This window comes from Glaciimonas sp. PAMC28666 (genome assembly GCF_016917355.1).
Taxonomy (GTDB): Bacteria; Pseudomonadota; Gammaproteobacteria; order Burkholderiales; family Burkholderiaceae_D; genus Glaciimonas.
This window is the reverse complement of sequence record NZ_CP070304.1, coordinates 1,849,495-1,873,511: the sequence shown is the minus strand read 5'-3', so window position 1 is coordinate 1,873,511 and position 24,017 is coordinate 1,849,495. Positions and strand designations below refer to the sequence as shown.

Sequence of the window (24,017 nt, the reverse complement as noted above, 5' to 3'; positions counted from 1 at the left end):
CATGTTTTTCTCGCTCTCCTTAAAACAAGCCATTAACAGCGGCGTTGAGTGGCTGGTGACCCATTACGGCAATAGTTTTCATGCGATCAGCGATGCGGTACTGACGTGGGTGCTGGTGCCGTTGGAGACCGCTTTGCGCGCCGCGCCGCCGTGGCTGATTCTTGTCGCAATCGGTTTGTTAGCCTGGCACGCGACGCAACGTTTGGTGGTCGGCTTGTTGCTGGTCGCGCTGCTGTATCTGATTGGTGCGTTTGGCCTATGGGATAAATTGATGCAGACCTTGGCGCTAATGCTGGTGTCGACTGCGATAACGTTGTTGCTGGGCATTCCACTTGGTATACTGATGTCCCGCAGTACCTGGCTGCGTAAATTGTTGTTGCCGGTGCTGGACGTGATGCAGACCCTGCCGACTTTTGTGTATCTGATTCCGGTTCTGATGCTATTTGGATTGGGTAAAGTTCCTGCTATTTTTGCGACGGTAGTGTATGCGTTGCCGCCACTCATCCGATTGACCGATCTTGGTATCCGCCAAGTCGATGTTGACCTGACCGAAGCTGCCTGGTCATTCGGGACTAGCAAGTGGCAATTGTTGATCGGTGTGCAATTGCCGTTGGCGCGACCCAGCATCATGGCAGGCATCAATCAAAGTACCATGATGGCGCTGGGGATGGTGGTAATTGCCTCCATGATCGGTGCGCGTGGGCTGGGCGAGGACGTTTTGCAAGGCATTCAGACACTGGATACCGGCACCGGTTTGCAAGCGGGAATTGCGATTGTGATTCTCGCTATCGTGATTGATCGTATCAGCCAGGGTTATGGTTTGACCCGCCGCCAGCGCATCGCGCTCAAGCAACCGCAGACCAAAGAGCAAACGCTTAAATGATCAAAATCGAAGCACGTCAGATTGTGAAAATCTTCGGACCGCGCGAGCAGGAGGCCCTTAAGCAACTGCGCGAAGGAAAGTCAAAAAGTGACATTTTGCAGGAATCCAATTGCAATGTCGGTCTCGACCATGTCACGTTGCAGATCGCAGCGGGACAAATTTTTGTCATCATGGGATTGTCCGGCTCTGGAAAATCTACCTTGGTCCGCCATTTCAATCGGCTGATCGATCCCACTGCGGGTGAAATATTTATCGATGGAAAAAATATCCTGACGCTGGATGCCGTGGGACTGCGTGAATTGCGGCGTCGCCGGATTAGCATGGTGTTCCAGAATTTCGGTCTGCTGCCGCATCAGACCGTGCTGGAGAATACGGCGTATGGATTATTGGTGCGAGGCGATCATCGCGCGACAAGTATGGTGATCGCGCGTGACTGGATTGAGCGGGTGGGGTTGGCTGGTTATGAAAATAATTACCCCGACGCACTCTCAGGCGGTATGCGTCAGCGTGTCGGCCTGGCGCGTGCATTGGCAATGAATACCGATATAGTGCTGATGGACGAGGCGTTCAGTGCCCTCGATCCGTTAATTCGCAGTGAAATGCAGGAACAATTGCTGGCCTTGCAGGCGACATTGCGAAAGACAATTGTGTTCATCACCCATGATCTCGACGAAGCCCTAAGGATTGGCAACCGCATTGCGATTTTACGCGATGGAAAGCTGGTGCAGGAAGGCACGCCAGCCGATATTTTGCAGCACCCGGCAGATGATTACGTGCGCCGGTTTGTGGAAAAACGGGCAACAGGTTAACGCCGGATTGTTGGAGCAGGTCCTCTGATTTCTATGAAAATGCCTATTCATTTCCGTTTCGTCGGCGTAAATACTCTCCCGTGGATGGCCGAAAGGATGGCTTCAATGGCCGGGTGTTTGATCTTGCGTTCATTGGATACGGCGTAAAACTGCTCGTGAACCTGATCCAGCTTGCCGATTTGTTCTGCCCCAAACTGTTCATGTACATCTGCTGCAAGTGCGGACGGTGCCGGAAACAATCCCAGGCCGCTGCGGCCAAATGTATTCAGTAACGCATTGTCGTCAAACTCGCCGACGACATCCGGGCGCAGACTGCGGGTCTCGAACCAATGGTCAATTCGGCCGCGGATCAGATTGTTACGCGTCGGCAGGAGTAGAGGCGCGCCATTCAGGCTGTCAGGAAAGTTGTCGCGATAGCGCTGCGCCAGTTCTGGGGTCCCGAATAACGCGATGTCGCTTTCACCCAGTAGATGGCTAAATACCCGCAACGTGGTGCCGGAAGGGGCAGGACGGTCGGTTAGCACAACATCTAGTTTGTGTACAGTAAGGTCGCCCAGCAAAGATTCGAACTTATCTTCATAACAGACCAGCTTGACGCGCTCGGGTAGCCGCAATGCCGCTTCCAGTAAGCGCGATGCGATTAACTTTGGCAGCGAGTCCGAAATGCCAACGGATAGCCGCAACATGCGGTCGTTGCTGGTATTGGCGAGCGCCTCCTGCATCTGTTCGCCTAACAGAAAAATCTGATCGGCATAGCCCAGCGCCAGTCGTCCCGCCTCAGTCAATACCAGCCGTCGCCCTTGTGGGGCCAGGAGCGCTTTGCCGATTGATTGCTCCAGTAGCGCCAGTTGCATGCTGATGGTTTGGACCGCGACCCCTAGACGCTCTGCCGCCCGCGTCACACTGCCTTCTTTGGCGACGACCCAGAAATAATGGAGATGTCGAAAATTCAATACAGGTGATTTCATAGTTCTGTTTTTCCGAAGTAATTGTTCGATTATCTTCGCTTTTTAAATGAATGGGGCAACGTTATGATGATTTTTCCGAAAACGAATAGGAGTCATGATGAAACCGACCATCGTTGCAAAAGGGGTAAAGCTAAGCCGCAGATTGCGTGAGTATGTCATTCGTCGATTATGCCTGACGCTCGACCGTGCGCATTACAGCATCCAGACATTGAAAGTCCGCATAACAGATCAAAACGGTCCTAAAGGCGGCATCGACAAACATTGCCAGATTCATTTGACGATGCCGGGTTTGCCAGCGGTTGTGGTCACCGAAAAAGGCAGCGACATCGCGGCCATGGTCGATCAGGCCGCGCAGCGCGCAGCACTGGTAGTGGATCGTTTGCTATCGCGGGCGAAAGCGATCCATCACAAGAAATACGGTGCAATCGTTGCTTCGGAGGCGGCCATGTCGATCATCGATATGACGTTACCCATGAAAAAGCCCACGGAGCCGACGCTCATTTAATGTCACTTATTTTAAGAAAGAAACACGTATGAATAACCACTTGAATAGCCGCTATAGCACGCTGCGCAGTAACCCGGCGCGATATCCCACCACAACCGTCATGGATGGTGCTGCGCGCCGGGTTTTGCGCAACACCTATCTATTGTTATCACTCTGTCTTGCCTTTAGTGCCGTCACTGCCGGCGTCACAGCAGCACTGCGCTTGCCGGGGCCTGGCATTCTGATCACGATGGCCGGTTACTTCGGACTGCTATATTTGGTGACCAAGAATCGGGATCGTGGTCTGGGCGTGGGGCTGGTATTCGCCCTAACCGGTTTTATGGGCTACACGCTGGGCCCGATCATCAGCCATTACCTGAAGATGCCAAACGGCACCATGACGGTGATGATGGCATTGGGTGGGACTGCAGCGATTTTCCTGGGCATGTCGGCTTACGCATTAGTTACCAAACGTGATCTGTCGTTCATGCGGGGCATGTTGACGGTGGGGATATTAGTAGCTTTCGTGGCTGCGCTGGCAGGGATTTTTCTCCAGATTCCGGCGTTATCGCTGACCGTATCTGCCGTCTTCGTGTTGCTGATGTCTGGGATGATTCTTTACGAAACGAACAATATCGTACGAGGCGGTGAAACCAATTACGTGATGGCGACGGTAAGTTTGTTTGTATCGATTTTTAATCTTTTTACCAGCTTGCTGCAGTTATTAGGATTTGCGAATAAAGAGTAAAGAATAAAGAATAAAGAGTAAAGAGCGCCCGGCACCAGCTGGCCGCAGTTGTCGGCGGTGCCATTACTATCATCCTCGTTGACAGCGTGTCGACGAGGATGATCAGACCAACCATAGGAGGTATTGATGTATTGCCCAACCTGCAAAGACAAAGAACTCGTTATGAGTGAGCGTCAAAGTATCGAAATTGATTATTGCCCGAGTTGTCGTGGAGTTTGGCTTGATCGAGGTGAGCTGGATAAAATCATCGAACAATCGATGCTTGAGATGGCACCCGTGAACGAACCGCCGATCAGATCGGCACGACAGCAGCCGAATTACCGCGCTGATCATCACGAAAGAGAGTCGTCATCGCACGACAATCGCCATCGCCCCAAAAAGAAAGAGAGCTTTTGGCAAGAGTTGTTTGATTAAAAAAGGTCTTTTCCTATCGAAAGTTCAGCGGGCCGAATGTGCCAACGTGCAGAATGTGCGTAAGTTTTGATTAACCACGTTCTAAGGATGCCAGCAGACCGTTTGTGCGACACCAGCACTGTTTAATGCGGTTTGCTGATTCGCCTGGTCGACGGATAAACTGGCACACGTCGTATCGAGCGCTTGCGTGCCAATGGCGGTGGCGGTCAGCGTGAAAGCCGTTGCAGAGAGGACCGGATTGGTAACGGTGTAATAGCCTTGAGGCGAGGCTAGCGGAAAGGCTGGAAGCGAAGCACACGCCTGACTGTAAGAAAAATTTTGGGCAAAGCATCGTTCCAGTATTACCTGGGTTTGGGCGAGCGCTGTTAGCGCATCAGCGCGATGGGATTTAAGTACATAAGTGGTATAGCTCGGGTAGGCAACAGCCGCAAGGATGCCAACTATCCCGACCACAATCATCAGTTCGACCAGCGTGAAAGCGCGCTGCAGGTGCTTGCGCAAAGCTATAGGAGTTGAGTGCATTGTGGGCCCTTTTATTGAAGTTGCCACCACGTTAAACGCCGTGGTGTGTTGTTCGGATCTCGAATGGCTTTTTGCGTCCCTCCGGATTGGGTGATCAATTTGATGATTTGATTTTTCGAGTTTGGACCGATAGGTACTGGCGTGCTGGAATACCCGTTTCCGAGCGGAAGACCAACCGCATTTGAGTCGAGCGTGTTGATAATCCCATCTCCGTTGGTGTCCAGTTGCGGTTGCGTGAATGCACCCCCGGTTTGGAAATTTAGCTCAAGGAACACAGCGGTGAAACCGGCATTGCAGCTATTTGCTGCCGGCGGCGTATTCAGGGTCGCTATAAATGCGCCGTCGATCAGGCCGGGAGCGGTGACTACACGTTGTCCGGCCACCAGCAGGTCGTCATACCATCCCAGCTTCTTGGTCCAGTCGACCGGCGTGCTCGTATCGAACAACAAGCCTCCGGCACCCACTGTAAGCGTCTGCGCCTGCAGATTGGAGCGCGTCGGGACGACGGTATTCCCAGGTTTGTCCCAAATGGCGTAAACAGTTTGTTTTAATTGATTACTTAAATCTGCGACGGTTAATAACTGACCGGTGCCGAACAGGATAAATTCGCCTTGCATGCGCGGGTAGTTAGGATGCAGTGTCACTACCGGCGCCACAGTAATGGGTTGAATATTACCGCTGGCATCGCGCGCCTGAAAAAGCAGGCGTACTTGCCATTTCGACGGCGTAACATTCGAGACGTCTATTGCCCATAAATTGCCTTGCAAATCGCCAGCGTAGACCTGTGTTATCGGCTGCGCTTGCAGGCCATCGGTATTTCCAACGGCGACAGTCGACAGCCCCTGTGGAAGGCCACTGTTGCAAGTTCCGGGCACGGCAGCGCACAAATCAATTTTCGCAATCGTCTGTCCGGTGCCAGGGTTAAGTGCGTACAGCACTGCCTTGTTGTTGGGACTGTTGTAACCGTTACCGAAGAACACGCCAAAATTCGATACCGCCGCGATCGGTGCAATTTGTGGCTCGCTGTAACTCAATCCCATGTCTGTATCGGTAAACTCCCATAGCACCGCAGCGGCGAGATTTTTTTCGGTGGTAAGATTTTGCGGATTGGTGATATCAAGGGCAAAGATGCTTTTCCCACCGCCGCTTTCGCCACTAACCAAGATGGTGTGCCAGGTAGTATCGGAAAATTGTACATCGCCCGATTGCGGCGAGCCGTCGACAAAGAATAGATGGTTTTGATTATAAATTGGCACGGTCAACGCGGGCAGATTGGCGAGGACGCCGTTCGGGATGAAAGCAAATTGTTCCGCGCCAGTGGTGGCATTAAAAGCATGCAGCATGCCGTCATTCGCGCCGGCGTACAGCATCGGCGGCCGCTTGGCTTGCGCGGTCTGGAATGCGAGATAGCTGGCGGTTAAATAGGCCGATGTTGGTGTTCCTACATAAAGCGGCTGGCTATCCACGATATCACCAAGAATATGTGATCGGTTGCGGAACGCGCCCCCGTTGCGTTTCTCAAGCGCGGTATTGCCACGGATGTATTGGAGCCGACTCGCGCCCAGCAGGTCGGAAGGTTGTAGCGAAAGTTGTTGGGCGGTGCTCAGATTGGCCCATTGAAAGGGTACGCCGTTGCCGCCCGAGTTAAGGGCGGGATTGGTGGTGGCGATGACGCGGCCCGTTGACCATCCATTTGCAGTCACCTGCGCATCCAACAAAGACTGGGCAGTGGCTCCGCCCCATTGTGCGACGCCGGTTGGGACGCCATTTTTGTCAAGCGCTGTCGCGATGATATTGCCGGTCCAATCCTGGTACGGTGTGTCATTGGGATTGAAACTGGCCTGATATTCAACCACAGTCCCATTTTGCAGGCTCGGGGAGTTGATGGCGGCAGCGGTGGTCGACTGGGTTCCCTGTTGAACTGCAATCAAGATTGTATTGAGGTCATTGACCAGATCACCGGGACTGCTAGCCGGATAATAGCTAGCCGTTCCACCAGCAATTGCCATGGCCTGTAACGTGGCGGCGGCTTGAGGGTTGACGGCGGGATCGACACCAGCGCCTAAACCGATGACGTAGGTGTTGATACCGGCGGTACGCATTTTGGTGAGATTGGTAATCGTATCAATCAGGGCCTGATCGTTCCCTGGACTTGCGGTATTGAGCGAGCCGTCAGCATTGAAATTTGCGGTTACGCCGTACCCACCAGCGGCCGCGCTGCCTAGCGGTGGCCAATATTTTCCGGCCAGGTCTTGCGTTGGTAAGCCATCGGAAATGAGGACGACATATTGTTTAGGGGTGCAGGCTGCATTCGATGCGGCCACCGTAGCGAGATAGCTTTGCGCCTTTGCCAATAATCCTGCCGTTGGTGCTTGTCCCGCCACCGCTTTGATTTCACCCGTGTTCAGATTATTGGTTTCCGGTGCCAGATACGGTAAAAAAGTGTTGACCGCTGCGGTGACGGTGGCCGTGGTCGGTGTCGATCCTGCCGACGTCATCGGCACGACGACGTTTCCGGAATTTGCGGATTGACTGCCTCCGTAACCAAATCCCCTCTGCACATACATAACCTGTTGAGAAAATGGTACATATCCCGCGTTGGTTGGCCCGGTTGACTGATTAGCACTCGGCTTACTAAATTGGTACGAAATATTAATTGAGCCGTTATTGTAATTGGCCAAGGAATAGTTCGGAGGAAACGGCGTGGCCGGATTGATGTTTCCGTAGTTGATATAGACGCTTGCCTGCGATCCTGAGTAGAGAACGTCGTTGATGGTTGCGTCATCGCTGGACGCACCAATCTGCATATATTGCCCGCTAGCCACGGCGGAGGCAGAGTACAGCCCGGAGCTGACAATCGACGCGCAATTACTACTGACCGTTGAGCTCGCTGTGGTGTATCCGAAGCATGGATTGGTCACGTAACGATTGCCGCTTACTTTTGTGCTGGTAAATGTGAATCCGCTGCTCGAGGGCGACATGTAATACACCCATGTCGTATATAGATTAGTACCGCTGGTGCTGTAGTTAAGCAGTGCAAAGTCGGTATTTTGCATATAGGCCTGGATGATCGCCTGAACGCCGCCTTTGGCGACGTTCAGCCGACTTGCCCCATTGTCCACCAGATTACCGCTCTGGCTGACCGTATATGGCGCATTGCCCGACACATCGGCTGCCTGCACCGGCGGCGTAAAGCCGGCAGGAACCGCGTAATTTATGGGCGAGCTGGAATTGTTCAGAGAGGACAGGCTGTTCGATACGCTTCCAGAGCCGATCATGATCGCGCCGCTCAGTGTGCCGTCCATGGATTCAGAGTTGCCCAATGCAATTAATACTTGGGGATGGACGGGGGTGGAGACGGTCAATGGCACCTGCGAAATCGCCAGGGTCACGTTGGGCAACGCGTTTGCCGGAAGCGGAATAGTGGTTGACGAAGCCAGCAACAAGGCAACCGCCGTGATCGCAGCAAGTGCAGGCAAGCGCTTCAGACGCATCCTTGATTTTTGTTCTGGCTTCATACTTCGATCCTCTATCTTCTTGCGCAATACTGAAATAAGTAAGCAATGGCGGCGAATACGTTTGGCGCTATTAGCTGATTATTGGTGAACTTGTCGTTGAAATTACTGCTGCATTTATTGCTGAATTTACTGCTGAATTTATTGCTGAATTTGGACGGTGGCCTGCAGCAACACTGGTGCGCCGCCGCTTGCCCCCACCGCACGCGCAGTGACACGGTAGACGCGGGTAACTTTTTTCATGTTTTGTCCCGGTAGAACGACGGAAGGCAGGAGCTCGATAAAGAAGGCAGCAGCGCTTTTCGAATTTCCCTGAAAGCTTGGTATCACGGTAGTCGCTCCGCTCCAAAGGATCGTGGTCCATAAAGGCGGATTAGCCGGATTAAACAGATATAAGCCATTGTTATTCGATTGAAAATTTGCTGCTGGATAATTGCCCGCCAGTAAATTGCTTTGCGCTTGATTAAGCGCAGCTTCAGCGGTTTGAAAAGCGATCTGTACATCAGCACTGTTGGTGGCGATGCGGGTTTGAGTGCTGTTCAACGCCACCAACCCGAGCGCAAGAATGGTCAGCATCAGCACCAGCATGACGGTGATCAGCAATACAGCTCCGCGTTGCGTACGCGCTTTGAAGGCCTTGAAAGTTCCAGCAGAAGTTCCAACATAATTTGCTGCGGTAACGGAAGGAACGCATAGGTGAGGTGAGGGAGTTTTCATGCCGCATTCCTCAAATTGATCGTGATCTCATAGATGTGTCGCAGACGGCCGTCGGCAGGTACTGTGACGGTGGTATTCAATACCTTGAATTGTGCCGGGGTTGCGCTCGATGTCGTGGCAGAACCAAGCTGGCCCTGTATCAGAAATCCGATACGTACGGAATACACCTGGGTCCAGTCGGTCACTGCGCTGGCCGGAACATACTGCGTCAATACGTTATTTGTGCCGATCCCGTACAAGACCTGCATCGCTTCTACTCCGGGTACCAGCGAGAGGTTGGTCCACGCACCATTGCTAAAAGTTGATCGCATGAGGGTGCTTTGATCGCCCCCGACCCCTTGCGCTACATAGAACGCGGTTTGTTGCAGCGGAACAAATAGTGCGCCGAGTTGATAGTTCACCGCCAGAACGCTGGTGCTATTTGTGCCGACTGCGCCGCCACCGGCCGCGTGGGTGATCGTATTGCCAGCGATCGCGGTGATTTGAAAAATACTTGATTTCAGGCAATCTGAGACGATGCCCAGTTGTCCCACTGCGAGACCCGTCGTATTTTGCAAAGTCATGGTAGTGCCGCCGAGCGGAATAACCGTCACGCCGACCGGGGCGGTATTGGGCATTGCGCCGAGCAACACTAATACATCGCTGCCCGCCTGAACCTTACCCACTAAGGTCGCGTCAAGCGCTGGGCTCCAGTCGCTGGCGGTGACATCGTTTGCAGCATTATCTTGTGCAATGGTCAAGGTTGCCCCGCCGCCCTGATAGCCAAAAACGGCATTTGAGTTCGAAGTCAGTGTGCCTAAAGGCGGCGGCGCACCGGCGGTGAGGTTTGACAAGGATTGCGCTAGTGACGAGCATCCGTTAAAGCCCGCCGAACGGATGACAGGGGTTACCAATCCCGCAATTGCGTTTTCGGCATTTTGAATGGTCGCCTGCGAATTGGTCGATTTATATATCTGCGTTTCCGCCAGATAAACGCTAATGATTGCGCCCACCAAAAATAACCCAAGGGTCATGGCAATCAGGAGTTCGATCAATGAAAACCCGCCAAATCTTTTATCGGTCGACTTTATGGTGTGCTTCGTAGCCTGCTTCTTGGCCTGCTCCACAGCCAGCTTTGCAGTTTGCTCCACGGCGGGCCTCATAAAAGTGTTTGCACTGTAAATTGGGCCAGATTGGCGCTGGCTCCCTGGCTTTGGGTTGCGACCCCTAGCTTGCTTTGCGCGGGGCTGTCATCCCACTGCACAGTCACCGTGATCAGCGTGTTGTTGCCGGTAGCCGCCGCGGTGGTGACAACCGAGCCGCGCCCGTTCGGTAACTGGGCGATATCTCTGGCGAGCCAATACCAGACGTCATAGGCAGCCACCTGGGCCACGCTACAGCTCGCAGCGCTGCAATCTGGAGAAATCGTCGCCGGAGCGGCTGGCGTTACCGTGCCGGTGAGCAAATTGTTGACATCATAGCTACCGCTGATAGCAGCCGGACTATTAACCCGGACCCGGTCGATAATGTCGTAAGCGGATTGGACCGCCTGTTGCTTGAGGTAACTTGAGCTGTTGGCTTTATGGGCGACCAATAGCATTCCGGCGATACCGATCATGCCAAATGCCAGCACCACAAGTGCAATGAGCACTTCCAGCAACGCAAATCCGGCACCGCGCTTAGCGGCTTTTTTCTGATTCATAGAATCTCGCTCATTATCTGAAATTCAGTCTCGCTGTCGGATAAAATTATTTTTACGGACAAACTAACGCGCCACCCCACACCGCCACGCCCGGCGTCGGCCCCTGTTGAACCGATCCTGTGACCACCACCTGTAGTGAGCGTGCATAAGCCGCGCCACGGTTATCGCAAATCTTAAAATTGGATTGGGTGGTGGCCAGGCCCCGAGGATCGAAGTTGATCGTGGTTGCCGTAACCCCGGCAAAAGCAACCGCCGATAACAACGGATCGTTGGGGCCTGCCTTATAACTTTGTAAGAGGGTGCCGACGCCCGCAGCAGGCACTGTGGTGACAATCCAGCCAGCACTCCAGTTGGCACCGCAGGTGACGGATCCGGTCGCACCGACTGGACAAACCTGGACGTTAACATTTTGCGTCAACGCGCCAGCGCGAGCATAGTTAAGCGCGCTCATAAACGCATTCGCTTGCCCCGTCAGCCGGTTATTGAGAAGCATCGTATTGAATGAGGGCACAGCCAGAGAGACCAATATCGCGGCGACCGCAATCGTGATCAACAATTCGACCAGGGTGAACGCAGCGAAGGAATGGCGCTTGATCATAAAGTTTTTATTGAGATGATTTAGCCGTTGGTCAAAGTCGAACGGCAGACAAATTCTATGGGGCAATATGCGCAATTTGTATTACAAAAATGATACGTGGAAAGCTTGTCCGCACAAAACTTTTTTGACAGGCGGCAATTTTTGCCCGACCAGCGGTATGGTGTATCCGGAAGAGGGGCGGTGCGCTTGGGGAATTGCGGCGGGATGGATTGCTACGGTATCGTCAATGTATTGGTGCAAAGATAATATATTAAGGCGCCGGAAGGCCGACGTTTTGCGGCAAGCATTGCGTGATAGACGTTGCTCTACAAACGTTGCTCGACCGTAATCCCAGTCTGAGTTGCGATTAATGGTGGCTTGCGCAAGATTGCACTGTAAGCCATACCGACCGTTGGTCGGTTGGCTCAAAGATTCAATCGAAAGTGCGCGGATGGTGAACGAAGCTTAGTAAACGTCGCGGCGATAACGCCCCGCCGCAATTAAGTCATCCAGCGCCGCTTCGCCCAGAATTTCGGTGAGTGCGCTGTCAATTCCTGCAGCCATTCCGTCCAGACTGCCGCAGACATAAACGAACGCGCCCTGAAGCAACCATTGTCGTAATTTATCTGCCGCCAAACGCAAGCGATCCTGAACATAGATCTTTTCCGGTTGATCACGCGAGAAGGCCAGATCGGCACCGGAAAGGACGCCATCGTTCAGCCATTGTTGTATTTCATCGCCATATAAAAAATCATGGGCTTGATGGCGCTCACCGTATAACAACCAGTTTTGGTGCTGCCCGGCGTATGCCCGCGCGCGTAAATGTCCCCGCAAGCCAGCTATCCCGGAGCCGTTACCGATAAAGATGCAAGGGATATCTGTGGGCACGAGTTCGAAGCCAGGGTTTGATAGCAAGCGCATTTCCACAGTTGACCCGAGCGGTGCGTGCTCGGTAAGCCAGCCTGACGCTAAACCGAGGCCATCCTCGTGGCTGACCTGGCGCACCAACAGATGCACGCTGCCGTCGGCTGGAATGGACGCGATGGAGTAACGGCGGGTGCCGAGCGGCTGCAGTTGTTCGGCTAGTTGTTGCGCGCTGATGGGCGCTGCTGTCTTGGCGAGGTTAGGCAAGATGCTGACTGATAACAGCTCCCCAAGTGTGAGTGTTTTCTGGTTATGTGTGATCAGTGACGCCTTGTCCAGCATTAATCGCTGCAGAAAGAACGCAACGCGCTCGACCGAATGGCGCGGTCGGACTTCAACCAATGCGCCGGACTTCCAATGCGGCTGGTCTGATACCGTTTGGGAAAATTCAAGATGAAAAATCGGCTCACCCTCACTGCCCGAATTACATTCTCGGCGCGTATTCAGTCGCCATGGCTGATATTCGGATGTCGAACGCGTTATTGGTGCTGGTGGGTTCGACGCTGCCTGATTGTCGGCCACTTCGGCGGCGTCGGTGCTGGCGGACAAGTTTACTTTCTTGCCAGCGAGTTCGTTAAGCGCATGCTGCCAGCGAGATAGGGCAACGCTGTCGCCATTGCTGACTTCGATCATAGGGAAAAAGGCGTGGGCGCCCTGATTTTGCAGCCAATGATCGAGGGTACGGCCGAAACCACAGAATTGCGGATAAGCGTTGTCGCCCAACGCTAAAATGCCGTATTGCAGATGCGGAAGGGCGTGCCCGGACGTTTGATATAATTGTCTGGCAAAGCGCCGTGCGCTATCTGGTGGATCACCCTCCCCGAAGCTGCTGACAACTAGCAATGCGCGATGATAGTGGCGCAAGCGCTCCGGATCCAGGCTCGATAATGATTGTACGACGACCGTCATGCCAGCGTTTTGCAAAGCGGCAGCGCTGCGTAAAGCGATGCTTTCGGCAAATCCGGATTGGCTTGCATAAGCGATGATTAGAGGCGCGATGAGTACAGGTGCGATAAGGAGCGGCGGTGATCCCGCAATCGCCTCGCCACGCGCCGGAATTGCCGAGCTGATGTTTGCGCTCCCGGCCATCTCGAAGGCAGCGCGTTCGGCCCGTACCAAGCGTTTTTTGCGGCGACGATCAAGATATAACAACCAACCGGTAATGCCGAAAAGCGGCAGGCCAAGCCCGGCGAGCGTCATGATGATCCGACCGGGTAGTCCGAAATACGTCCCCATATGGAGTGGATACACACTACCAATCAAGCGTCCGCCCGCAGATTTGTCAGCATAGCGCTCAAGCTGTGAAATCTTGCCTGTTAGCGGCTGCACCATCATTTGATTGCGGGCGCGTTCATGCGGCGGGTTGGCAGCGAGAAAAATGATCTGTACCGGTTTGCCAGGTTGCTCGGGCAAGCGCAGGCGAGCGCTGCTGTAGCCGCCCGTTTTTGCGGTCGCTTGTAGAAATGCTTGCCATGTTATTTCCAGATTCAGTCGCTCTTCAGAACCGTCCGCTAAAACCGGACTGTCCGACTTTTGTCGTCGACCGCCGGATTTTTCGTCGCGTTTTATCCCGGTTTTTTGCGCACCATCGCGCTGCTTTGGCTGCATTTGTTGGCTACTCGTGGTATCGGCGACCAGCCAGTTTGCGCCATCTTTGAACCAGTCGAAGGCCCAATACAAACCGGTCAAACTAAATATCAGGTACATCACCAGCAGCCAGGTTCCTACGACCGAATGCAGGTTCCACAAAAATGCCCGTCCGGTCAGTGAAAAATTGACGTTGGTCCAGTTGCGCCACGCCAAAGGGCGACGCGGCCAGCGTAGATAGAGACCTGACAATGCGAGGAAAAGCAGACACAGTGCGGCGCATCCCGCGACCAATTGACCGATATCTTTAGGCAGCAAGAACCAGCGATGCAAGCGCTCCACGAATTGAAAAAACGCGTCTCCCTGCAATCGCGGTAGTAAAGCCCCGGTGACCGGATTGACATATCTTAATTCGCCGCGTTTGACTCCGGCCTCCGGTGCAAAATTGACGCGTGCCGCCATATGCGGATCGGCGAAGACGGTCACCTGCGCGACATGGCGGGACGGTTGCAGGGTTTGGAGTTGTAAGACCAACTGATCCGGCGTGAGCGGCGTAACGGTGTTAGCGCTAAGCGTCATGACACCGGGATTCAGAAGATCCAGCAGTTCTTCCCTAAACGAGAGTATCGCGCCCGAAAGACCCACCACCATCAGCAATGTTCCTGCAGTGATGCCAATAAACCAATGTACTTGAAATAAGATTTTCTTAAGCATGTCGGGGAATATCAAAAAGGGAAAGGGGCGAGGGAGGAATGTTGAAGGGCGCGGCAGGTGCGGTCAGCATGTTATCTATTGGGTATTATTATCCGGCATTATAGCGCGAGACAGTAATCATTATCATTCGCATTAAAGCTATATTTAATGTGTATCTTTTGAGCAAATATTTGACGAAAATAGATCAACTGGACAAAATTTTGAACATGATTTGCTGCGGCGTGGGGTGACGCGAAGTTTGGTGATAACCGCAAGATTAGGCTCTTCCGGGACCAGTTTGGCCTTCTCGGCAGCTGTATAAACATACAGTAATTGAGGATTTCTCAGTATAATTATCGAATGCGTCAAATCCTTCAGCGGTTTACTCACTTAATTTTCAGCGACCGACACCACCATGACGAACAAGAATATGGAAGCGCCAGACGTTATTGACGACATCGCACGTTGTAGATGGGCTAATGTAAAAAATCCGCTTTATCTGCGTTATCACGACGAAGAATGGGGCGTGCCCTGCCACGATGAAACGCGATTATTCGAGATGCTCAATCTTGAGGGTGCGCAGGCTGGCCTCAGTTGGGAGACCGTTCTCAATAAGCGTGAAAATTATCGGATTGCGTTCGACCAATGGGATGCTGAAAAAATCGCGCGCTACGATGCGGAAAAGGTTGCCGGATTGATGGCAAATGCCGGCATTATTCGAAACCGTCTTAAAATCGCGGCGACCATTAATAACGCGCAAGCTTATTTACGGCTGCGCGAAGAGTTAGGTGGTCTGGACGCCTTTTTGTGGGCATATGTTGACGGAAAACCAGTACGAGGAAACTGGTTCGGTGGAAATCCTAGCCCGGCAAAAACGCCCCTTTCGGATCGTATTTCGAAGGACCTGCTTAAACGCGGATTCAAATTTATTGGTTCTACAATTATCTACGCTTACCTTCAGGGTGTCGGTCTGGTGGACGACCACGCAGGTGAATGTTTCCGCCATCATGGCATTGGGGATGGCAAAGGTAAAAAATCCAGCAGGAAACAAAGTATTGGATGAACTAACGACGTGAAGCCAATGCGTGAAGCCAGCGCGTGAAGTCCTTGCATGAAGTCATTGCATGAGGCAAGTCCGCCCCCACCGGAAGGCGGGTGGCCCTCGTCCATTTCGATCTTAACCGGAAAATGCCAGAATGCCCGTTTGCGCTCGTCCAGATATCAACGCGTGCACATCGTGGGTCCCTTCATAGGTATTCACCACCGCGGCGCCAGTTCGTCTTGGGAATGCATTGGCACTGCATCGCGGATCATGCGTTCGTCCGACCTTAGTTGTTTATCTAGGAATAATTGACCGAGTTGGTCGAACGTCGCCTTAAGCTGCACCATGTAATTTTTCGGTTGATGTTCGTGGTCAATTGACTATTTTAAGGTAATCGATTTACCTTGGCGGGGTTTTGGTTATTCCTCTATCCGGCCTTGCCCCGCTGGTCGCGCACTGCTTTTGTCGATGATGTTGTTACGCATCATCTCGCCCATCGGTTTCCGTAGCGCCATAGACACGCGTATCATCACGACATTCGCACAAAAACAGACCGGTGGTGGTTGTCGGTTCTGCTATGTCGGTTGCGTCGAGCATTTCGTTGGCCGCATCGAAGCTTTATTCGTAGGCGGCAGCTTGCAAAATCAACTTGCAATACAACGCGCCCGCACTGACCAATTTTTTACCTTTTCAGGATTTTACATGTCAACAGAACACTTTATACCCGGCAAAGATGCCTCCTTGGAATCTTCGATCAGTTCGATGCAAGGCAAGCTGGAGGCGCTGGGCTTCCATATTGAAGAGCGCTCGTGGCTTAACCCGGTGGATGGTTGCTGGTCGGTGCACATCCGTGATCGTGACTGTCCCTTGCTGTTTACGAATGGTAAAGGTGCCACGGAGCAAGCTTCACGCGCCAGCGCGCTGGGCGAATTTTTTGAGCGCCTTTCGTGTAATTATTTCTGGACCCATTTTTACCTCGGCGAAAAAGTGGCAAATGGTCCTTTTGTGCATTATCCGCGTGAAAAATGGTTTTCGCTGAACGACGAAACCGAAGCATGGCCAGCCGGTCTGCTCACCCCGGAATTGCAAAAATTCTACAATCCTGAAGGCACGGTTGACGCTACGATGCTGGTCGACTACAACTCCGGAAACGAAGATCGCGGCATTTGCGCTATTCCGTACATTCGCGAACGCGATGGTGAAACGGTTTGGTTCCCCGTCAATATTATCGGCAATTTGTACGCCAGCAACGGTATGTCCGCCGGTAATACAGAAGCGGAAGCACGCACCCAGGCGCTATCCGAAATCTTTGAGCGCGACGTCAAATTCCGCATCATCAAGGATGGTCTCTGTCTGCCGGATGTGCCGGAAGAAGTCATCGCCCGCTATCCACGCATCGCTTCCGGTATTCGCGCTTTACGTGCCGCTGGCTTCGGTATCCTGGTCAAGGACGCGTCTCTCGGTGGCCAATATCCTGTAATGAACGTCACGCTCCTGAATCCGACCGATCAAGGATGCTTCTCCAGCTTTGGCGCCCATCCGCGTTTCGAAATTGCGCTTGAGCGTGCACTCACGGAGTTGCTGCAAGGTCGCGCTCTGGATGCTTTAGGCGGCTTTCCCGAGCCAGGTTTTGATCTGGAAGAAATCGCACATTCGCAAAATCTGGAAATCCACTTCGTCGATTCAAGCGGTATTATCAGCTGGAACTTTTTGCGTGATACGCCCGATTTTGCGTTCAGCGACTGGAACTTCAGCAACACGACGGCCGAAGATTATGCCTGGTCGATTGCCGCCATCCATGCCAAGGGTCACGATATCTATATCGCCGATTTCACCCATCTGGGCGTGTATGCTTGCCGGATTCTGGTACCTGGAATGTCTGATATCTATCCGGTTGAAGATCTGGAATGGGATAACGTCAGCGTCGGCAACGAAATCCGCGAACCGATTCTATTCCTGGCAGATCTGGATGACGAAGAATGTACAGACTTGCTGGCAGAGCTGAATGAGCTCGGCTTGGCCGATCAACGGCCCGTCGCTGCGTTGATTGGTTTGGTGGCGGATGTTGACACGCTGTGGAAAGAATTACGTGTCGGAGAATTGAAAACGCTATTGGCACTAGCCATCGGTGACCGCGAAGCTACCCATCAAGGTTGTAACTGGATCCGTCATTTCAATCAAATCAGTGGAGACCGTCAACTGGTTTATCGCTGCATCGAAAGTTTGATTGAACTGGAAGATGCCGCACCGTATGCGAGTGCCTTAGAACTTTTGTACGGCGCTGCAACGGTCCAGCAAGCGCAGGCATTGTTGAACCGCGAGCAACGCTTCTTCGGTGTGAAATCACCAGGCCTCAATCTTGAAGGTTGCGACATGCATCAACGCTGGTTGGCGGCCTATGCCAAGGTACAAGCGGCTAAATAAAATGGCAGCAAGGTTGGCGGCCTTGGCTAGGTCAATATCGCCCGTAGGTTTCAACTATGGGCGATTTTTTTAGGTTAACGTTGTAAATAACGGAATAAAGGTTTTCTCCTACCCTGGTTGATGCGTCCCGGCGACTGCATGGAAGAGGTTCGATATGACGCGTCAGCGGCGTTTGGTGGGGCGGAAGTGGCGCATCTTCTGTCTGGGAATGGCGATACTGCCCATTGTGTGTTCGGCATCGAGCGCAGAGCTGAAAAACTGGTTTAATGATCCTTTTATCCGGGTCCGACACGCCGTCCCAAATTGCCCCACACCACTCGGCCCGATGACGTCCGAGGATGACGCGCGTAAAGAGTCGCATTGGCGGGCGGAGCGTGGCACAAGCTGTTGGCTGGCCGGCCAGTGCACCAAGCCGAATTCCTATGCTTATGACGCCGATATCAGCAAATCGGTGGCAGCCCATTTTGCAACAAGCCCGGCATTTGCCAAGAGCACCTTATGGCTGACCTTTCAACGGCGGTTTGTCTGGGTGGAAGGATGCAGGGCTGATCCGGCGATCACGGTGAAAGCGCTCGAAGATTTTGTGAAGGCAGAACCGGACGTGGAAAGAGTCATCGTCAATTTGATGCCGGTAGGCGCTGGAATACAACCCGTAAAACCGCCTTATTTGCTGGCCCCGGAGCATTAGACTGCATGATTGTAGTGTGAAATTTTTTTCGTTACTGTCCGTTTTAATTTCTATCGTCTGAATTTGAATACCTATGAGTAAATTATCCTTAGACCGCATACTGCAATCCCAAGGTGTCGGTACCCGCAAATATTGCCGCTCGTTGATTGATGACGGTGAAATCAGTATCAATGGCGAAGTGATCAACGATTACCGTGCCAAGATCGAAACCGAAAGCTTGATCTTTGTTTTATTTGACGAGGAATGGGTCTATCGCGAGCGCGTCTACATTGCATTACATAAGCCGCCCAACATCGAATGCTCGCGCAAGCCGAGCCACCATCCCGGCGTGCTGTCAATTTTGCCGGAGGAATTTACCTGGCGTGAACTGCAGCCGGTCGGTCGACTGGACCACGACACAACGGGTTTGTTGTTGATGTCAGACGATGGCTCGTTTATCCATGCGCAGTCGTCACCGAAGCGCCATGTCCCGAAGGTATATGTCGCGACAACCCACGATCCGGTGACGCCGGAACTGGTGGCGCAATTGATCGACGGCGTTCAGTTAAATGACGAACCAGCCCCGTTAAAAGCGGTAAGCTGCGCAATGATCGATGAAAGTCATATCGAAATTGTTCTGGAGCAAGGTAAATATCACCAGGTGAAGCGCATGCTGGCCGCCGCGGGAAATCACTGTGTCGCGTTGGAGCGGACAGCGATAGGAGCAATGACCTTGGCTTCTTTGGCGCTCGAAGAGGGCGACTGGTGTTATTTAACACCGGAGCAATGTGCGTTATTGGCGCCTGTTTGAGGCTAGGAACTTAACCAGTGTGGTGAGCCTTTACGTGGGGAAGACTTGCTTCGTTAAGTAAAGTGAAATTTCCCGCTATCTGGAACAAACCGGGTCATTTACGAAGTGCGGCAAAACGTTATTTATATTCACATCGTGGTAGATTCCAGACGAGACATGAATGCACTACTGACACGGCGTTTGTTGCGAATTTCATAAAAACGAAAAAAGCAGACAATTATTCTGTCTTGGCGGTGTTGGGATGCTCAAAACTTTGTATTTGGTTTTGTTATGTCCAGAGCATCCCGGTAAGATCGGGTAATTAATCTCTCTTAATGCGAGCGGATCATCGTACCGAATGCCTGCTCGCTCAACACTTCCAGCAGCAAAGAGTGCTCAATGCGACCGTCGATGATATGAACCGCGTTGACGCCTGCTTTCGCTGCATCCAGTGCTGATGAAATTTTTGGCAACATACCGCCGGAGATGGTGCCGTCTTCAAACATCTCATCGATTTCACGTGCCGACAGATCCGTCACCAGATTGCCTTCTTTATCCTGAACGCCTGCGATGTTGGTCATCATGATCAGTTTCTCTGCATGCAGAATTTCGGCGATTTTTCCCGCAACAACGTCAGCATTGATGTTGTATGCCTGACCATCAGCGCCGAAACCGATTGGCGAAATGATGGGAATAAAGGCATCGTCCTGCAATGCTTTTACCACGGCAGGATTGATTGCCTCGATTTCGCCGACGAAACCGATATCCAGAAATTGTCCCGGATTTTGCTTATCGGGCATTTTCATCCGGCGTGCGCGGATCAGTCCACCGTCTTTGCCGGTCAAGCCAACTGCCTGACCACCGTAGTGATTGATGAGCATCACAATATCTTGTTGCACTTCACCGCCTAGCACCCATTCGACCACTTCCATGGTTTCTTCGTCGGTGACCCGATGGCCTTGAACGAAGATACCCTGCTTGCCGATCTTTTTGAGCGCATTTTCAATTTGCGGGCCGCCGCCATGCACCACCACCGGATTCATGCCGACCAGTTTTAACAAAATCACATCACGAGCGAACCCATGCTTAAGGCGTTCGTCGGTCATTGCGTTCCCACCGTATTTTACGACGATGGTTTTGCCGTGAAATTTTCGGATATAGGGTAACGCTTCGGCCAGGATTCCCGCTTTTACTTTTGGCGAAATGCTGGCAAGTTCATCGGTAAAGTCGAGCATGGGATATCCTGCGATAGTCTGAAAAGGTGAGCAAAGAACCGAGGACCAGTGAGGATGTCTGCAGGACCAAAGTCGGTCAACAGCAATCCGCAATTAGGCATGCGGCAATGGGCGCGATTTTACATGGAAAAGTCGTAGTTTGTTGGGAGCAAAGCAGGGATGTTCGGATAAAACACACAATCGCCCGTTTCGACACGGTTAACCGGTGCCTGGAGAGGGCTCAGGGTTGGCCTGTGCTGAGACTCAGGTCAAGGATTTTCTTGTTAAATCGGTATGGAATCGCAATTTTTACCGGAGCGGACGGATTAGCCGAATAATGAAATCGGCCTTATTGGTAAATGAACAATAAGACCGAATCAGCGACGATGCGTCTGACCGTAACGTCACTGACTGACGTGGATCATCTCGCGAACGATAGGGTAAACTTCTTTACTCCAGCGGCGCCCGCTGAACACGCCGTAATGGCCGACGCCGGTTTGCATATGGTGGGATTTCATGTAACCCGGAATGCTGCTGCAGAGGTCGTGCGCGGCCATAGTTTGCCCGATTGCACAGATGTCGTCATGTTCACCTTCGACGGTCAGCAGAGCAGTGCGTTTGATCAGCGCTGGTTTGACCAAACGTCCAGCGTACTCCAGCTTGCCCAGCGGCAATGCATAGTCCTGAAACACATGACGTATCGTATCCAGATAAAACTCGGCGTCCAGATCCAGTACAGCGAAATACTCCTCGTAAAACGCGCGCGTCGTGTTGGCTTTATCCAGATCACCTTCGGCCAGATCGGCATACAGTCCTTTAAAGGCATTCACGTGCCGTTTAAGGTTCATGCTCATGAAGGCGGATAGCTGTAAAAATCCCGGGTAGACCCGGCGTCCGGCACCGGGATGGCGGGATGGGACGGTGCTGATGAGATTTTTTTCAAACCATTCAAAGGGCTTGCTGGTGGCGAGTTCGTTCACACCGGTCGGATTGACGCGGGTGTCGATCGGCCCCGCCATTAGCGTCAGGCTGCGCGGTTGCGCCGGATTGTTATCTTCGGCCATGATGGACGTCGCAACCAGAGCGGCAACGCAAGGCTGGCAAATTGCCACCATGTGCGAGCCAGGCCCCATCACTTCCAAAAAAGCGATGAGATACTGCGCGTAAGTGTCCATGCCAAAACGACCTGCGGACAAGGGCACATCGCGGGCATTGTGCCAGTCCGTGATGTACACATCATGATCCGCTAACATTGTGCGTGCGGTTTCGCGCAACAAGGTCGCGAAATGTCCCGACATCGGTGCGACGATCAAAACGCGTGGCTGCCCGGTCACGCCTTCTTTCTTAAAGTGTAACAAGGTGCAGAACGGCATGACGTGCGTGATTTCTTCGTGCACAGGTACATCTTGGCTAACCTCTCCCTGACCTGCTCCTACGGAAATGCTGGTCAGGCGAAAGTCCGGCCTCGTATGCGTCACCTCGGTACTGGAAAATGTTTCATAGGCTGCCGAGAGTTTGCGAACACCCGGTGCTTTATCAAACATTGGGTGGGACATGGCCGCGACTGCGGCCTGTGTGATTAAGCGCATACCCGCCATCATATCGGAATGCGCTTGATAGACTTGATACTTCATAAGTGCTCCCTTGCCCGAGAGTGGGCGATGTTCAAAGGCATTAGCAAGTTGCAGGCCATACCAGACTTTTTTGGCAAGCGGCCGGGTGCTGCGCTCGGTAAGCCTTGTCTTCGTGAAACTCATTACGGTGCTAACAGAAGCCTACGGCTCTGGCATGAAGTTTGCTAAATTGTTTCTAGAATTGTCGTCTGACTTACGACACCAACATGCGTCAAAGAATAGGGAATTTGCATCATGGCCCAAGCTACTCTCTCCATCAGCAGCAAGAATTATTCGTCCTGGTCAATGCGCGGTTGGTTGCTGGTGAAATTCTCCAAGCTACCATTTGATGAGCAGATCATATCGCTTGATGATCCGGCCATGCGCGCCGAAATTCTATTATTGGCGCCATCGATGTTAGTACCCTGTTTACAGCATGACGGCGTAAAAGTATGGGACACCCTCGCTATAGGCGAATACCTCCACGAAATCAAGCCCAAAGCGGGTTTGCTACCGGCTGATCGCGGAGCGCGTGCCCATTGTCGCGCCGTATGCGGTGAAATGCACTCGGGATTTTCTGCTTTGCGTTCGGCCCTGCCAATGAACTTGCGCGGCGAATTCAAGGAATTTAAAGTATGGGCAAGGGCGCAAGCTGACATTGACCGCATTGTGACCATCTGGCATGAATGCCTGAATACCTATGGCGGCCCTTATCTTTTTGGCGCAACCCCCTGTATTGCTGAGGCGATGTATGCGCCAGTGGTGACACGATTTTTGACCTATAACGTGAAACTGGACGCTGTTTGTACCGCATATTGCGCATCTGTCATGGCGCTGCCCCAAGTGCAGGAGTGGGTGGAAGCGGCTAAATTGGAGCCAGCGGAGATTGATGAACTTGATGCTGAATTTTGATCGTTGATCGTTGACCGTTATAACGCGTTAATTGTTCTTTGTTCGTTGTCCTTTGTTCGTTGTTCATTGTTCATTATTCAATGTTCGTTCTGCATGTTTGATGTTTTTTCTCCATAATTCCATGGGGCGATCCTCGCGGTCGCTCCGATGGTGCCGACATTCCTTTACGACCAAAATCGCAGTTTAGAAATTTTCCTTTTTGCACTATTCTGGTTTGAAAATAACCAGTGTTTTCACCACCGTTGGCAAAACATGTTGCCTGGATTCCATGCATTTTCAGGCCTTGCAAAAAATCCGCCATAAACCTTCGATACTGATTAGTAGCGCTGCGTTATGATGGTGCGATGTGGCGACTATTGGCGCTACTTTTGGATGCGTTATTGGCGCTAAGATGGTGCGCAATTTCAACGTAATTAAGAAGTACGCTTTTAGATTTGCATAGCAGAAGGTCTCCCTCAAATAATGCGCGCAAAGTCTTTTGCACGTGAGCTACTAAAGACGTCAAAATGCGGTAAGCACCTTACGACGATCTTTGTTGGCGACCGGAAGCCACGGCTAAAATTTCGGTAAGATATTTTGTTGTTTAAAGCAGCGGAGCATGGAAGGGTGGCGTGTCGAAAATGGTCGAGTGCACAGGTTGCAAAGCGCAGTTTACCTGCGGGGTCGCGGCGGGCAGCACTGCGGCTTGCTGGTGTCAGGCACACCCACCGTTAATGCCTTCACCTTCAAAATCTGCTTCAGCGCCGCAAGCGCAACGATTCAGTTGCTTTTGCCCGTCGTGCCTACAAACATTGTTGGCGTTTGCAGCAGATAAAAGCGCGATAGATTGATGC

Annotated in this window: 21 protein-coding genes; 11 read left to right on the top strand and 10 right to left on the bottom strand. The window is 52.4% G+C overall.

Annotated elements, in window-relative coordinates; translation table 11 throughout:
- Nucleotide 1 precedes the first annotated feature (1 nt).
- The gene (locus JQN73_RS07995; RefSeq protein WP_205322547.1) at nucleotides 2-883 is read left to right on the top strand and encodes a proline/glycine betaine ABC transporter permease; all 882 of its coding nucleotides are present in this window, start codon (nucleotides 2-4) and stop codon (nucleotides 881-883) included.
- The gene (locus JQN73_RS07990; RefSeq protein ID WP_205322546.1) at nucleotides 880-1,692 is read left to right on the top strand and encodes a glycine betaine/L-proline ABC transporter ATP-binding protein; all 813 of its coding nucleotides are present in this window, start codon (nucleotides 880-882) and stop codon (nucleotides 1,690-1,692) included. Before JQN73_RS07995 ends, JQN73_RS07990 begins: the two co-directional genes overlap by 4 nt.
- 47 nt (nucleotides 1,693-1,739) lie before the next feature.
- Here the strand turns inward: JQN73_RS07990 and nhaR are convergent, their stop codons facing one another.
- A complete protein-coding gene (nhaR, locus tag JQN73_RS07985; RefSeq protein ID WP_205322545.1) occupies nucleotides 1,740-2,660 on the bottom strand; it encodes a transcriptional activator NhaR in 921 nt (306 codons plus the stop codon).
- Nucleotides 2,661-2,754: 94 nt separating this feature from the next.
- Here nhaR and JQN73_RS07980 point away from each other — a divergent pair, with 94 nt between their 5' ends.
- The 3 genes from JQN73_RS07980 (at nucleotide 2,755) to JQN73_RS07970 (ending at nucleotide 4,306) form a co-directional block, all read left to right on the top strand.
- Nucleotides 2,755-3,165, top strand: coding sequence for an HPF/RaiA family ribosome-associated protein (locus tag JQN73_RS07980; RefSeq protein WP_205322544.1), 411 nt, complete (start codon nucleotides 2,755-2,757; stop codon nucleotides 3,163-3,165).
- 100 nt (nucleotides 3,166-3,265) lie between these two features.
- The gene (locus JQN73_RS07975; RefSeq protein WP_205323257.1) at nucleotides 3,266-3,892 is read left to right on the top strand and encodes a Bax inhibitor-1/YccA family protein; all 627 of its coding nucleotides are present in this window, start codon (nucleotides 3,266-3,268) and stop codon (nucleotides 3,890-3,892) included.
- A 126-nt stretch (nucleotides 3,893-4,018) separates the two neighbouring features.
- Entirely contained in the window at nucleotides 4,019-4,306 is a 288-nt protein-coding gene (locus JQN73_RS07970; RefSeq protein ID WP_205322543.1) for a zf-TFIIB domain-containing protein, read from the top strand.
- An 81-nt stretch (nucleotides 4,307-4,387) separates the two neighbouring features.
- Here the strand turns inward: JQN73_RS07970 and JQN73_RS22625 are convergent, their stop codons facing one another.
- The 7 genes from JQN73_RS22625 to JQN73_RS07935 all read right to left on the bottom strand — a co-directional run bounded on the left by JQN73_RS22625 (nucleotide 4,388) and on the right by JQN73_RS07935 (nucleotide 14,543).
- On the bottom strand, nucleotides 4,388-4,828 hold the full coding sequence (locus tag JQN73_RS22625) for a type IV pilin protein (protein WP_205322542.1): 441 nt from the start codon (nucleotides 4,826-4,828) through the stop codon (nucleotides 4,388-4,390).
- Nucleotides 4,829-4,839: 11 nt separating this feature from the next.
- On the bottom strand, nucleotides 4,840-8,346 hold the full coding sequence (locus JQN73_RS07960; RefSeq protein ID WP_240162474.1) for a pilus assembly protein: 3,507 nt from the start codon (nucleotides 8,344-8,346) through the stop codon (nucleotides 4,840-4,842).
- Nucleotides 8,347-8,484: 138 nt separating this feature from the next.
- Complete coding sequence (locus tag JQN73_RS07955) at nucleotides 8,485-9,060, bottom strand: PilX N-terminal domain-containing pilus assembly protein (protein ID WP_205322541.1); 576 nt, start codon at nucleotides 9,058-9,060, stop codon at nucleotides 8,485-8,487.
- The gene (locus tag JQN73_RS07950) at nucleotides 9,057-10,190 is read right to left on the bottom strand and encodes a PilW family protein (RefSeq protein WP_240162473.1); all 1,134 of its coding nucleotides are present in this window, start codon (nucleotides 10,188-10,190) and stop codon (nucleotides 9,057-9,059) included. Before JQN73_RS07950 ends, JQN73_RS07955 begins: the two co-directional genes overlap by 4 nt.
- Before the next feature lie 8 nt (nucleotides 10,191-10,198).
- On the bottom strand, nucleotides 10,199-10,741 hold the full coding sequence (pilV, locus tag JQN73_RS07945; RefSeq protein WP_205322539.1) for a type IV pilus modification protein PilV: 543 nt from the start codon (nucleotides 10,739-10,741) through the stop codon (nucleotides 10,199-10,201).
- 52 nt (nucleotides 10,742-10,793) lie between these two features.
- Nucleotides 10,794-11,339: a GspH/FimT family pseudopilin gene (locus JQN73_RS07940; RefSeq protein WP_205322538.1), complete on the bottom strand. Its 546-nt coding sequence runs from the start codon at nucleotides 11,337-11,339 to the stop codon at nucleotides 10,794-10,796.
- Nucleotides 11,340-11,783: 444 nt separating this feature from the next.
- Entirely contained in the window at nucleotides 11,784-14,543 is a 2,760-nt protein-coding gene (locus JQN73_RS07935) for a sulfite reductase flavoprotein subunit alpha (protein ID WP_205322537.1), read from the bottom strand.
- A gap of 394 nt (nucleotides 14,544-14,937) precedes the next feature.
- Here JQN73_RS07935 and JQN73_RS07930 point away from each other — a divergent pair, with 394 nt between their 5' ends.
- From JQN73_RS07930 to JQN73_RS07915, 4 genes are all read left to right on the top strand, one after another.
- Nucleotides 14,938-15,585 carry a DNA-3-methyladenine glycosylase I gene (locus JQN73_RS07930; protein ID WP_240162472.1) on the top strand — a complete coding sequence of 216 codons (648 nt, stop codon included), beginning with the start codon at nucleotides 14,938-14,940 and terminating at the stop codon, nucleotides 15,583-15,585.
- 447 nt (nucleotides 15,586-16,032) lie between these two features.
- Entirely contained in the window at nucleotides 16,033-17,988 is a 1,956-nt protein-coding gene (gene ycaO, locus JQN73_RS07925) for a 30S ribosomal protein S12 methylthiotransferase accessory factor YcaO (protein ID WP_240162471.1), read from the top strand.
- A gap of 154 nt (nucleotides 17,989-18,142) precedes the next feature.
- Complete coding sequence (locus tag JQN73_RS07920; protein WP_205322536.1) at nucleotides 18,143-18,676, top strand: BON domain-containing protein; 534 nt, start codon at nucleotides 18,143-18,145, stop codon at nucleotides 18,674-18,676.
- A 73-nt stretch (nucleotides 18,677-18,749) separates the two neighbouring features.
- A complete protein-coding gene (locus JQN73_RS07915) occupies nucleotides 18,750-19,466 on the top strand; it encodes a pseudouridine synthase (protein ID WP_205322535.1) in 717 nt (238 codons plus the stop codon).
- Between the two features lie 311 nt (nucleotides 19,467-19,777).
- Here the strand turns inward: JQN73_RS07915 and argB are convergent, their stop codons facing one another.
- Together argB and JQN73_RS07905 are read right to left on the bottom strand one after the other, a co-directional pair.
- Nucleotides 19,778-20,680, bottom strand: a complete 903-nt coding sequence (gene argB / locus JQN73_RS07910; RefSeq protein WP_205322534.1) for an acetylglutamate kinase — start codon at nucleotides 20,678-20,680, stop codon at nucleotides 19,778-19,780.
- Nucleotides 20,681-21,063: 383 nt separating this feature from the next.
- Nucleotides 21,064-22,293, bottom strand: a complete 1,230-nt coding sequence (locus JQN73_RS07905) for a polyhydroxyalkanoate depolymerase (protein WP_205323253.1) — start codon at nucleotides 22,291-22,293, stop codon at nucleotides 21,064-21,066.
- Between the two features lie 234 nt (nucleotides 22,294-22,527).
- Here JQN73_RS07905 and JQN73_RS07900 point away from each other — a divergent pair, with 234 nt between their 5' ends.
- Together JQN73_RS07900 and JQN73_RS22760 are read left to right on the top strand one after the other, a co-directional pair.
- Nucleotides 22,528-23,184: a glutathione S-transferase family protein gene (locus tag JQN73_RS07900; RefSeq protein WP_205322533.1), complete on the top strand. Its 657-nt coding sequence runs from the start codon at nucleotides 22,528-22,530 to the stop codon at nucleotides 23,182-23,184.
- Between the two features lie 620 nt (nucleotides 23,185-23,804).
- Nucleotides 23,805-24,014, top strand: a complete 210-nt coding sequence (locus JQN73_RS22760; RefSeq protein ID WP_370551355.1) for a cysteine-rich CWC family protein — start codon at nucleotides 23,805-23,807, stop codon at nucleotides 24,012-24,014.
- The last annotated feature ends 3 nt before the right edge of the window (nucleotides 24,015-24,017 follow it).